Genomic DNA, 12,110 nt, shown 5'->3' with positions numbered 1-12,110 from the left:
CATCAGGCGCCGCTTTGTCATATAATTGTCATAATTTAATTTAAGAATACAGAGGATTTTTTTATCCTCTTACCGTCTGCATGAATTCTAATCTACCCCCTGTTTCGGATTCAAAACTTGCGGCAAACCTGCAAGTCAAATCGACGAATGTACATGTCCCGACACCTAAATTTTTTATGCCGGTGTTTCTGACGATTATTGTTGCAACACTTATTTATATTGGATTTCAGGTGAGTGCTGATTTAGCGCATGTACCACCTTTGAGTCTTTATTCAGTTATTCTTTTATCAACTGCACTCTTGATTGCTTTAGGCTTTGAGTTTGTAAATGGCTTCCACGATACTGCAAATGCAGTGGCAACAGTAATTTACACCAATGCTTTACCAGCACCGGTTGCAGTCATGTGGGCTGGTTTTTGTAATTTCCTTGGGGTAATGGTTGCAAGCGGCGCAGTCGCTTACGGCATTATTGCATTGTTACCTGTTGAATTGATCATGAATATGGGTAGCGGTGCAGGTTTCGCAATGGTTTTTGCGCTTCTTATTGCTGCGATTCTCTGGAACTTGGGTACTTGGTTCTTGGGTATTCCTGCTTCTAGCTCACATACCTTGATTGGTTCAATCTTGGGTGTGGGCATTATGAACCATCTATTGAGTGCATCGACTGGGGTAACGACCAGTGGTGTTGATATGGATCAGGTGATTAAAGTCGGTAAGGCATTATTATTTTCACCTTTAATTGGTTTCGCTTTTGCAGCGATTGTATTCTTGTTGGTTAAAACTATTTTTAAACGCCAATTAGAATTATTCCAGCCACCTGAAGGGAATAAACCACCACCAGCAATCATTCGTGCAATTTTGATCTTTACCTGTACAGGTGTGAGTTTTGCACATGGTTCTAATGACGGTCAAAAGGGTATGGGACTCATCATGCTGATTTTGGTTGGTCTAGTGCCGTTGGCTTATTCATTAAATAAAAATCTTGATACTCAGCAAGTTCAATCATTCCATCAGCTTTCTTCTCAAACTGCCGTATTTTTGAATCAAAATCAGCCAGAATTAACCGATGAAAAAGCACGTGTTATTCTGACTAAATATATTCAAACCAAACAGCAAACTCCAGAAGTTGTGCCTGCATTGGCAAGTATGACTGATCACTTGGGTGAGCGAGTTTCTAGCTATAGCAACTTAAAAGATATTCCTGAAGCTGCAATTAGCGAAATTCGTAATGACATGTATTTAAGTACCACAACGTTTAAGCGTTTGGATAAAGCAGAGGCTTTACCAAAAATGGATGACTCACAGAAAAAGCTTGTGAAAGAATACCGTAGTAGCTTAGATTCATTCTTACAATACATTCCGACTTGGGTAAAAGTGGCTGTTGCTTTAGCACTTGGTCTAGGCACAATGGTGGGTTGGAAACGTATCGTTGTGACTGTAGGTGAGCGTATTGGTAAGCACCACATGACTTATGGTCAAGGGATGTCTGCTGAGCTTGTTGCAATGAGTACAATTGCAGCTGCTGATGGTTTAGGTATGCCAGTTTCAACAACACACGTTTTAAACAGTGCTGTTGCGGGTACGATGGTCGCGAATAAATCAGGTTTAAACTTTAATACTGTGAAGACAATTCTCTCTGCATGGGTATTTACTCTTCCTGCAACAATCTGCTTGTCAGGTGGTTTGTACTGGTTATTCTTACAGTTTGTATAAAAGCATTTAAAAAATTAAAGCCACTGTTCACAGTGGCTTTTTTATTTGTTTAGTTTTTAAAGTTGAGACTATTTTTCATGTACATTCATCTATAAATTAATAAGTTGTTATAGGCCATCAAACAGCTTTATAGGTTGGGCTTAAAATTTTATATCAGGATATATTATGAATGCGGTTCAAATACATCAGCTAAAACAACAATTTCCACTTATTGAAACACTTCAAGCCTATCAAGAAACATTTTGGTTTACACCTCATCGATATCCTTTAAAAGAAGCTTTAGAAAAAGTTGGACTAACTGCTAAGGATGTAAGTGAAGCAGAAGCAAGACTAGCGCGTTTCGCACCTTATTTGGCAAAAGTATTTCCTGAAACTCAAGCACAACATGGAAAAATTGAATCAGATATTGTTGAAATTGCTCATATGCAAAAAGCACTTTCTTCAGCAAAACAAGTACAGCTTAATGGAACATTCTGGCTGAAAAAGGATAGTCATCTACCTATTTCAGGCTCCATTAAAGCACGTGGTGGTATTTATGAAGTGCTCACACATGCTGAAAAACTTGCCATGCAGGCAGGGTTACTCAAACCAGAAGATGATTATAGTAAATTAGATCAAGATTCATTTAGGGCATTCTTTTCTAAGTATCAAATTGCAGTAGGTTCTACGGGCAATCTTGGGCTTTCTATTGGTATTATGAGCGCCAAACTCGGCTTTAGAGTTACTGTTCATATGTCGGCTGATGCTAGACAGTGGAAAAAAGACAAACTACGTTCACTCGGCGTTAACGTTGTAGAATATGCCAGTGATTACGGCGTAGCTGTTGAAGAAGGACGAAAAGCCGCAGAGCAAGATCCACACTGCTTTTTCATTGATGATGAAAACTCAACAACATTATTTTTAGGTTACGCCGTTGCAGGAATACGCTTAAAACAGCAATTTGAGCAAAAACGCATTAAAGTCGATGCTGAACACCCATTATTTGTTTATTTGCCATGTGGCGTCGGTGGTGGGCCTGGTGGGGTGAGTTTCGGACTAAAACTGGCTTTTGGTGAGCATGTACATTGCATCTTTGCAGAACCAACACATTCGCCCTGTATGTTACTTGGTGTCCACACAGGTTTGCATGATCAGATTTCAGTTAATGACATTGGCATTGATAACGTTACTGCGGCAGATGGGCTTGCGGTAGGGCGTGCTTCAGGTTTTGTCGGGCGTGCTATGCAACAATTAATCGATGGCTACTACACCATTCATGATGAACGTTTATATGAGCTCATTGCGCTTTTAAATCAAACTGAGAATATTCAGCTTGAGCCTTCTGCAGTAGCAGGCATGATGGGGCCATATTATCTACAGACGAGTCCTGATTACTTGGCTTTACACCAATTTACAGCTGAGCAGTTGCAACAGGCAAATCATGTAATATGGGCAACTGGAGGTGGCATGGTGCCATCTGATGAAATGCAAAAATATCTATCACACTTTCAAGGTAAATAAAGACACTTTAGAAAAAAGCCCAATTCTAAGATTGGGCTTTAATCAAATTATCTTTTAGATGATTTTCTAAAAGGGAGTTTCTCGGTAGCAAAACCATAAATTGCCGCAAAAGGCAGGGCAGTTCGTGCTAAATAAGCGACACGCCATAATCCACCATGATTGGCACCTTCCATCATAAGTTCAAGCGGATGGTCTAAGACAGTTTCAGGATTCGCCACAGAAGACTCATTTCTTAAGTCATGAATCCAGAGCGCCGCCATAATGGCATTGGTGGTTTCAGGGCTAAATGCTTCTACATCGAAAAGTTCTGCGCCATTAAAAGCTGCTTTCAATAATGGATTTTTAGTCACTGAATGAGTGGTTGTCGATGGTGCAATATTAATGCTGACACGTTGTCCTTGATGGCGGGCCAAAATAGCACGCCATTGTTGAATACGTTTTGCTAAAGCATAGTTTGGACCTTGTTCAACCACTAAGCAGTCGGCAATACCATAAGTTTTTCCATTTTCACATGTAACCAAGTCTTGGTATGGCGCTTGAAAAAAACGATTGAGCGAAAGAGCAGAAACGCCTTTTACTGCCAATTTTTGCATTTTTCTGCGGGATTTAAATTTCTCTTGAGCAGCCTCTGCAACTTCTTTTGGTACTGCATAAACATCGGTTGGAGTACACATAAACATAAGGCTTGTATCAGGCTTATGCTCGCTCACAAATTGCATAATGCTATCCATTGCCATGGAAACGCGGACATGCTTTTCACCATCTAAATAGGCGATTGCTGCCAAATCTAACTTTTGTGGAAACTGCACCAGCCACTGCGCTATTTCTGGTAATTGAGTCAGTAAATTTGCACCCAGCTTATCTTTTAACTCCGAAGCTTTTGCTGACGAATCAACGGCTTCAACACATGGTGCAATGAGTGTTGCATTCCCTTGTTGAATCGTATTTAAGATTTTGCCCCAGACTCGTGAGTTTGGTAAATCTACAGCAACAATATTTGCTTTCCATTTGGCTAACCAAGGCAGTGGTCCTGCTTCTGAGGCTGCACCAAACAGCACCATCGTACGGTCAGACAAATCGAACCATTCAGGATGAGCAATAGCTTCACGAAGTGCTTTTGCATGACTTGGCTCAATAATACCAGCCTCTTCCCAGCGTTGAATTTGGTCCAGTAAGCTTTGTCCACTCAGCTTTTGTCCTTTGTAAGGAACATACCACTCTGGTGCTGCCTCACTTTCACCTTTAAGTTTTACTGTATAAAGAGGAGTAGATGAAGCAATATGAACGGCATCTTTTAAAAGGTAGTGTTTACCATCACGATAATAATCAAAAATATGGTGAGCTTTATGCAACCCTTGCTTCGCAATAGTAATTGGGTTGTTGATATTAGAAATCCCTTGTTTAACAAGAGCTTTAAAATATAAAGGATAGTTTTTTCGCCAGTTTTTTTCATTCAACACTTGTTGTGCGGTTTTATTATCTACAATAGATAAAGCCTCTGACAAAATCTCTTGGCCTGTAAGAGATGTACTTTGTTTTTTTGTTGAGGCGTGTACCGGAAATTGTAGACCTTCGACTTGACTTGTGCTGGACATAAAATATCTCGTTTATACGACTGGGTTAATATACATGTGTATACATTATCTATGCCAATGAAAGGAAACGAGTGGCAATAACTGACAAAATAATATTGATTATTTATGTGATGAAACGTGAAAGAGAAAGTTATTATGATAAATTCATCTCATTTTGGCCTTAATTTTTTTCACATTTTTAGAACATTTTTATAGACTTACGTTACATAAATGTTTATTTTGTATTAAGCAAATACATCAGTATTAACCTGAAGGTAAAATGTTCAAAATGTATCAATAATAGAGATACAGAAATGATTAAAAACTAGACTTTTTTCTTAAGCGGTAAGAAAAGTCAAACGGAATAAGAAAGAATTGGGGTGAAACTAGATAGAAGACAACGTAAGATTGTCTTTTAAAAATCTTGGGGATATGGTGATTTTTTACACCATAATTTTCTAGTTTCATCCCATCTATTTTTGGGCTGGAACCCTCCATTTAGTATTCAATTCATCACTTGATTGAAGCCTGTTTCTTTAGAGTAACTTCAAAATTACTTTAAAAGAGGGTATTTCTAACAACGTCCTTTTTTAGCTTGTCCTGGTGGGCAAAAGCCTCCTGGATGTCCGTAATATGGTGAATCAGGGTCAATCACAATACTACCTTCAGGTGTATGAACCGCACAGGCTGATAGTGACATTGTGAAAATTGCTGCGGCACAAAGAAGTAAAGTTTTCATCTTGTTCTCACTTTTTTATCATTCTCATTTGTACTATAAAAATATTTTGATTATTTTTCGACCTAATTTTGGTTAAAAAATATCTTTAATCAGTCGAATTAAGAAGAAATTAAGGAGACCGTAAAATAGTCCGAAATCCAACATGTGTTGCAGCTAAATCAAAATCTTGTGGATAACGGCTACTGCTACGATAACGTGAACAATAATTTTGTGCACAAAGAAAAGATCCACCTTTAATTACATATTGAGTGCTGGTGATTTCTTGTTGACGTAAATCAGAATAATTTCCCATATGCTGGTCATGAGCACCTTGATAAGGAGAAGATGTCCATTCCCATACATTTCCAATCATATCAAATAGTTTGAATTTATTTGCCGCAAAACATCCAACGGGTGCAACACCTTTAAAGTGATCTTGATTTAGGTTTTGAAAAGGGAATTCGCCTTGCCAGTAATTGGCTTGCGGATGTTGATGTTCATCAGTAGGGGCCTGATGTAAAGGGGTATCAGTTTTTGAATTGGCTTTAGCTGCATATTCCCATTCTAGTTCTGTTGGTAAATCATGTCCTAGCCACACTGCATAATGTTCAGCATCATTTTTACTTACATACCTTACAGGCTCCTTAGGATTTGCTATAGCTCCAGTACCGCCGTTTGGCGTTTTCCATGTATACCCTGATTTTAGCTGCCACCATTGCTGTGAGTGATGAGGGTCTGGTGAGAAAACAGCAGCCTGTTTTTGTTTTTCGGCATCGGTAATATAGCCAGTTGCTTTTACAAAACTTGCAAACTGAGCGACCGTAACTTCAGTTTGGTCAATCCAAAATCCTTTGACTTCGCGCTGCTTTTTTCCAAAATTAAGTTCATCGGGATAGGCCTTTTCAGAACCAAAGTTAAAATCTCCATCGGCAATTAAAACCATTCCTGCTGTAGGCTGTTTGAGCCAACCCTGAGGCAGACCACTATAGTTTTGACACTTTTCAATAGACCCTAAATCAGCTAAAGATGTTTGCTGTTGCGTCGAAGGCCTAGATTCAGAAAATTTTGAAGATTGGCTACAGCCCGTCATAATAGACAGGCTGATTGTGGTAATTAAAAATGGCTTCAATTTCATTTGGCGTTATATTCCTGCACACCATTTTTTTCAGTATATTTTTGATAGACCGATAAGAGTTCTTGAACTTTTGCAGGATAAAGCTGAGCAACGTTTTGTCTTTCACCGCGATCTAATTTAATGTTGTATAGCTCCCAAGTCCCTGTGCCTAATTCAGGCCGCCCTTGAAGTGCGATTTTCCATTCACCTTGTTTTGCATATTTGCTGCCATGTAACTCATCGGCAAAGCTAAAATTTGCAGGGCGAATAGTATCGGTTTTGTTTTCAAGCAAAGGTTTCCATGAAATTCCAGATGGCGTATTAATGGCCCGGCCATTATATTGACCTTGTGGTACTGGAATATGAGCATATTCTAGTAAGGTAGGGAAAACATCGAGTACAGATGCAAAGCTATGATTTGTCTCTTCCGCTTTTTTCTGATTTGGTAATTTCACAATAGCAGGGGCAGTCGTTGCGCCTTCGCCCGCTGTATCTTTCCATAAGTGGAAAGGTGCGGCACTGACTTCGGCCCAACGTGGCCCGATATAGTGGTACGAACTAGGTGTACCTACGTTTGCTACAGAGTTATCAAAACCAGATTCACTGCCATATCCGCCACGTACAAAACCTTCTGCACCATTGTCTGAAACAAAGAAAATTAAAGTATTGTCATAAAGATTATTTTGTTTGAGATATTGAATAATGCGGCCGACATTGGCATCAAGATTTTCTACCATACCCGCATAGATTTCCATCTTACGAGCTTCTAGTGCCTTTTGTTCGGCTGTTAACTCATCCCATTTCCCATATTTTTGTGGAGCATTTTGAGTCGCAATTGGTTCTGCTGCATCAAAGTTTGCAGGAATAATTCCAAGCTGTTTTTGTCTAGAAATGCGGGCATTACGAATTGCATCGTAACCTACATCATAAACTCCGCGATATTTTTCACGATATTCGGCTGGGGCTTGAATTGGCCAGTGAGGCGCCGTATAGGCAGCATAAGCAAAGAACGGTTTGCCACTATTTTTGCCTGAATCTAAGTAGCTGAGTAATTTGTCGGTAAAATAGTTGGTAGAGAAAAAGTCATCAGGCAATGCCGAAATTGGAATAATTTGCCCATCTTCTGTATAAGTTGAATTTCGTTTAAAGGCACTTGGAGCTTGTTTAAAATGATGGTCTAAACCTTGTAATAAGGTAAATGAATGATCAAAACCCTTAGCATGTGCATTGCTTTCAGGGGTTAAGCCTAAATGCCATTTACCACTAATATACGTGCGGTAACCATTGTCTTTAAGTACTTGGGCAATCGATAAAGAACGTTCGTTTAAATAGCCTTCATAACCTGGTTGTCCCTTCAAATGCTCTGGGGTGAGTTCCGCCATTGCACCGATACCAGCTAAATGATGATCAGTACCGGAAATGAGTTGAGAGCGTGTTGGAGAACAAGTCGGGGCAGTATGATAATCCGTTAAAAGGCGACCTTCTTGAGCCAAACTATCAATGTTCGGGGTGTGAATTTCGCCGCCAAAGGCCCCTAAATCTGAATAGCCTAAGTCATCAGCCATAATAAATAAGATATTCGGTTGCTTAGGCGTGCTTACGACATTTTGTTGATTATCGTTGTCATTACATCCAGCCAGAGATAAGCTAAATAAGGCAATAGAAAGGCTAGATAAAATTGCTTTGTACTTCATTGTATCATCTGAATTATTAAAAGAATTGGCACGAGTTTAATCAGATGGTTTTTGCAAACAAAACAAGGAAATGATCAAAGAAAATCAGAAAAAAGACTGAGAATTTATGCAGATAAATAAATCAGAAAAATAGAAAAGCCCATAACGGGCTTTTTCTTAGATTTATATGCTTCAGAAAGGAAGGCGAGTAAGTTGGTCTAAGAAATGTGGAATAACTTTAGGTTCAAGTAAAATGGTTACGATGATTCCGTAAGCTGCCCCCCATAAATGTGCACTATGGTTAATATGGCTATTACCGCGCTTACCAGCCCAAATACTATACGCCACATATAAAATTGCAAAAATAATAGCGGGTACAGGAATGAAAAATACAAAAATCAGTTTCCATGGCTGGAACAAAATATAAGCAAATAAAACTGCTGAAACAGCACCAGAAGCGCCTAGGCTTGCCCAATTCGCATCATTTTTATGTTGTAAATAGCTTGGCAAAATCGCGAAGATTAAGCCCCCTAAGTAAAACAACACAAAACCCATGTCGTAAAAATATTGGCGATAAAAGCTTTCAATAATACTGCCAAAGAAAAATAGGGTAATCATGTTGAAGAGTAGATGTGTTCCATCAGCATGAATAAAGCCATGAGTAATGAATCGATCAATTTGTCCACGTTGCATTGCAGGCGGCCAAAAAATCAATCGGTTCATTACATTTTGATTGCTAAAAGCAAGTAAAGAGATAATGACCGTAATAATAATAAGAGTAACTGTATGGTTAAACGGCAAATGCAACATAAGAAATATTTAAAAAATGATCAATACTGAGGTCAATAATGCCATTAAAAACTTAACTTGAAACCCTGTTGTGTATAAATCCGACAAATTTAGTTGATTTTTTTTAAATCTACCTCATCTTCGGTTAATATAAAGGCATCAGCTTGAGGAATATTGTTATGTCGACTGAGAACACCAACACTGCTGTTGCAGAAGAAATTCCAAACCTTTTGATTACACCATCTGCACAAGAGTATTTGCACGATTTATTAACGAAGCAAAATACTCCGGGAATTGGCGTTCGAATTTTTGTTGAGCATCCGGGTACGCCACGTGCCGAATGCTGTATGGCATATAGTGCGCCAGAAGAAGTGATTCCGACGGATTATAAACAGGACTATCCTGATTTTCCTGCGTATATTGATGCGCCATCTATTCCTTATCTTTTAGATGCCGTAATCGATTACAACAAGGACCGTTTTGGTGGTCAGCTCACTTTCCGTGCTCCAAATTCTAAAGTTCCACGTGTTGGTCCAGATGCTTCGATTGAAGAACGTATTACTTACATTCTTCAAGCAGAAATTAACCCAGGTCTTGCAGGGCATGGCGGAAATTGTAGCTTGGTAGAAGTACAAGATGATCCAGAACACGGTTTAACTGCTGTATTGAAATTTGGTGGTGGTTGCCAAGGTTGTTCAGCAATTGATGTTACTTTGAAACAAGGTGTAGAAACTACTTTAAGAGAGAACATTCCTGAGCTTCAACGTGTGGTTGACCAAACTGACCATACGCAAGCAGAAGGTGCTTATTTCAAATAATCAAATTATTTGAAAAGTGAAATAAAAAAGCCTCGCAATGAGGTTTTTTTATGGTCTTGCAATTGAAAATAATTATCAATATTATTTATTTTTGTATTTAAATTTGTTACATTTGTTTAAGCAAAACTTAATATTTATTCATAATTTAATGTGTTGGAGTAGGGTATGACGAAGAGTATTTTCCAATCTGTATTATCAATTTCGGTACTTACAGTAATGTTTCCTGTGGCTTATGCTGCTGAAAGTGAAAATATTTTAGTTGATTCTTCCATAAAAAATAAAAAAGAAAGTGAAGTGGCACAATTAGAAAAAATTGTCGTAACAGCAAGTGGTTTTGAACAAAATATAAAAAAAGCAGCAGCTTCTATTTCTGTTTTAACTCAAGATGAAATTAATAAAAAAGCATATCGTGATGTAACTGATGCACTTAAAGATGTACCTGGTGTGGTTGTTACAGGTGGTGGAAGCTCATCTGATATCAGTATTCGGGGAATGGGAAGTGCATATACCGTTATTATGGTCGATGGTAAGAAAGTAAATACACGTTCTGTGCGACCAAATAGTGATAATTCAGGTATTGAACAAGGTTGGTTACCGGGAATCGAAAGTATCGAACGTATTGAGGTTATTCGTGGTCCAATGTCTGGGTTATATGGTTCAGATGCGATGGGTGGTGTGATTAATATCATCACTAAAAAAGTTGCAGATGTTTGGAACAGTTCTGTTAAGTTAGATACAACAATTCAAGAAAATAATAAATCTGGAAATCTTTACCAAGCTAATACTTATGTGTCGGGACCATTAATTAAGAATTTACTTGGATTAAAAGCCAATGGTACATTTTCACAAAGAGATGAAGATGAAATTATTGGTGGTTACCACAAACAAAAAATTCGTGCAGGAGGGGCGACTTTAAGTTTGACTCCTAATGATCAACATACCATTGAGCTTGAATACCAGCGTTCTATCCAAAATCGTAATGCCACAATAGGTAAAACAGTTTCACCAATTCAAACTGGACGTAATCCACCAGCAGATTCATTAACAGACTATTACCGTACAGAATATAGCTTAACGCACCGTGGTGACATCGGTCCTGTAAAGACTCATTCTTATATTCAGCGCGAAGAAAATAAGAATCCATCTAGAAATATGGAAGCTGTAAATACTACATTTAACACGCTTAACCAGATCACACTCGCAAATCATGCGCTTAGCGTGGGCGGAAGCTATTTAAAAGAAGAATTAGACGATTTAGGTAACCAGTTAAAAGTGGGTGGTTCACAACAACCTGTTTCTAATTTAGATCGTTATAGCTGGGCGTTATTTGCAGAAGATGCATGGAATATTATTGATCCTTTCACTTTAACAATGTCATTACGAATGGATCAGGATGAAAAATTTGGAGATCATTTCAGTCCTAAAGTATATGGTGTATGGACTTTAAATGATAACTGGATTATTAAAGGCGGCGTATCAACAGGTTATAAAACACCTGCACTACGAGCGACCGTAGCCGAATGGGGGCAAGCTACAGGTGGTAGCAGTTCTGCTGGAGTGATTGTTGGTAATCCAAATTTAAAACCAGAGAAAAGTACTAACTATGAGCTGTCATTCGCGTGGGATAATTTAGATAACTTGAATGCTGGCTTAACGATTTTTAATAGTGAATTTAAAGATAAAATTACAGAAGTTAGAACGTGCTCAGGAGATGCAGGTGCTCGCGAATGTAAGTGGTTAGGTCTAGATTTTGATTTTGTGAGTCAACGCACAAATGTAGATAAAGCCAATATGAGAGGTGTTGAAGCGACATTTGGTTGGTTAATTTCACCAGATTTAAAAATGAATGCCAATTATACGTATACCGATACTGAACAAAAAAGTGGTCAATTTAAAGGTCAACCTTTAAATGAAATGCCGGAACATATGTTTAATACTACTTTGGATTGGCAAGTTAATGACTTAGTCAATATGTGGAGTCGCTTGAATTTCCGTAGCAAAACTTCTGAATATTTAAGCCGTACCTCAATGGCTGAAGGAAAGCCTGCTTATGGACTGGTTGATGTTGGTATGAACTATAAACCGACTGACAAAATCCAAGTTGCGGCAGGCATTTATAACTTATTTGATAAAGACATTGATGTAGCAACTTATAATTATGTCTTAGACGGACGTCGTTATAATTTAGGTATTATTTATAAATTTTAAATAG

At 38.3% G+C, this 12,110-nt stretch carries 9 protein-coding genes; 4 read left to right on the top strand and 5 right to left on the bottom strand.

Going from position 1 to position 12,110, the window contains the following annotated elements; genetic code table 11:
* Positions 1–80 precede the first annotated feature (80 nt).
* Complete coding sequence (locus AAC388_RS13490; protein ID WP_276124080.1) at positions 81–1,712, top strand: inorganic phosphate transporter; 1,632 nt, start codon at positions 81–83, stop codon at positions 1,710–1,712.
* A gap of 165 nt (positions 1,713–1,877) precedes the next feature.
* Positions 1,878–3,212, top strand: a complete 1,335-nt coding sequence (locus AAC388_RS13485; RefSeq protein ID WP_342370791.1) for a D-serine ammonia-lyase — start codon at positions 1,878–1,880, stop codon at positions 3,210–3,212.
* A gap of 47 nt (positions 3,213–3,259) precedes the next feature.
* Here the strand turns inward: AAC388_RS13485 and AAC388_RS13480 are convergent, their stop codons facing one another.
* The 5 genes from AAC388_RS13480 to AAC388_RS13460 all read right to left on the bottom strand — a co-directional run bounded on the left by AAC388_RS13480 (position 3,260) and on the right by AAC388_RS13460 (position 9,101).
* A complete protein-coding gene (locus AAC388_RS13480; protein WP_068930650.1) occupies positions 3,260–4,807 on the bottom strand; it encodes a hypothetical protein in 1,548 nt (515 codons plus the stop codon).
* 553 nt (positions 4,808–5,360) lie between these two features.
* Entirely contained in the window at positions 5,361–5,525 is a 165-nt protein-coding gene (locus AAC388_RS13475; protein ID WP_000854552.1) for a hypothetical protein, read from the bottom strand.
* A gap of 109 nt (positions 5,526–5,634) precedes the next feature.
* Positions 5,635–6,639, bottom strand: coding sequence for a formylglycine-generating enzyme family protein (locus AAC388_RS13470; protein WP_342370790.1), 1,005 nt, complete (start codon positions 6,637–6,639; stop codon positions 5,635–5,637).
* Positions 6,636–8,312 carry an arylsulfatase gene (locus AAC388_RS13465; RefSeq protein ID WP_342370789.1) on the bottom strand — a complete coding sequence of 559 codons (1,677 nt, stop codon included), beginning with the start codon at positions 8,310–8,312 and terminating at the stop codon, positions 6,636–6,638. Before AAC388_RS13465 ends, AAC388_RS13470 begins: the two co-directional genes overlap by 4 nt.
* Positions 8,313–8,483: 171 nt before the next feature.
* Positions 8,484–9,101, bottom strand: a complete 618-nt coding sequence (locus AAC388_RS13460) for a rhomboid family intramembrane serine protease (protein ID WP_002117778.1) — start codon at positions 9,099–9,101, stop codon at positions 8,484–8,486.
* 158 nt (positions 9,102–9,259) lie between these two features.
* On the opposite strand from AAC388_RS13460, the gene nfuA reads away from it, so the two are divergent.
* On the top strand, positions 9,260–9,898 hold the full coding sequence (gene nfuA / locus AAC388_RS13455) for a Fe-S biogenesis protein NfuA (RefSeq protein WP_002117617.1): 639 nt from the start codon (positions 9,260–9,262) through the stop codon (positions 9,896–9,898).
* A 165-nt stretch (positions 9,899–10,063) separates the two neighbouring features.
* A complete protein-coding gene (locus AAC388_RS13450; protein WP_342370788.1) occupies positions 10,064–12,106 on the top strand; it encodes a ligand-gated channel protein in 2,043 nt (680 codons plus the stop codon).
* Positions 12,107–12,110 lie beyond the last annotated feature (4 nt).

This window comes from Acinetobacter sp. D009 (genome assembly GCF_038562025.1).
Classification (GTDB): Bacteria; Pseudomonadota; Gammaproteobacteria; order Pseudomonadales; family Moraxellaceae; genus Acinetobacter; species Acinetobacter pittii.
Note: the sequence above shows the minus strand (reverse complement) of the source record. Positions and strands in the feature narration are given on the sequence as shown.

What these genes read in the sequence shown, in the direction of transcription:
- AAC388_RS13490 (WP_276124080.1), top strand. Translation starts at nt 81, where the DNA reads ATGAATTCTAATCTACCCCCTGTTTCGGATTCAAAACTTGCGGCAAAC.
- AAC388_RS13485 (WP_342370791.1), top strand. Translation starts at nt 1,878, where the DNA reads ATGAATGCGGTTCAAATACATCAGCTAAAACAACAATTTCCACTTATT.
- AAC388_RS13480 (WP_068930650.1), bottom strand. Translation starts at nt 4,807, where the DNA reads ATGTCCAGCACAAGTCAAGTCGAAGGTCTACAATTTCCGGTACACGCC.
- AAC388_RS13475 (WP_000854552.1), bottom strand. Translation starts at nt 5,525, where the DNA reads ATGAAAACTTTACTTCTTTGTGCCGCAGCAATTTTCACAATGTCACTA.
- AAC388_RS13470 (WP_342370790.1), bottom strand. Translation starts at nt 6,639, where the DNA reads ATGAAATTGAAGCCATTTTTAATTACCACAATCAGCCTGTCTATTATG.
- AAC388_RS13465 (WP_342370789.1), bottom strand. Translation starts at nt 8,312, where the DNA reads ATGAAGTACAAAGCAATTTTATCTAGCCTTTCTATTGCCTTATTTAGC.
- AAC388_RS13460 (WP_002117778.1), bottom strand. Translation starts at nt 9,101, where the DNA reads ATGTTGCATTTGCCGTTTAACCATACAGTTACTCTTATTATTATTACG.
- nfuA (WP_002117617.1), top strand. Translation starts at nt 9,260, where the DNA reads ATGTCGACTGAGAACACCAACACTGCTGTTGCAGAAGAAATTCCAAAC.
- AAC388_RS13450 (WP_342370788.1), top strand. Translation starts at nt 10,064, where the DNA reads ATGACGAAGAGTATTTTCCAATCTGTATTATCAATTTCGGTACTTACA.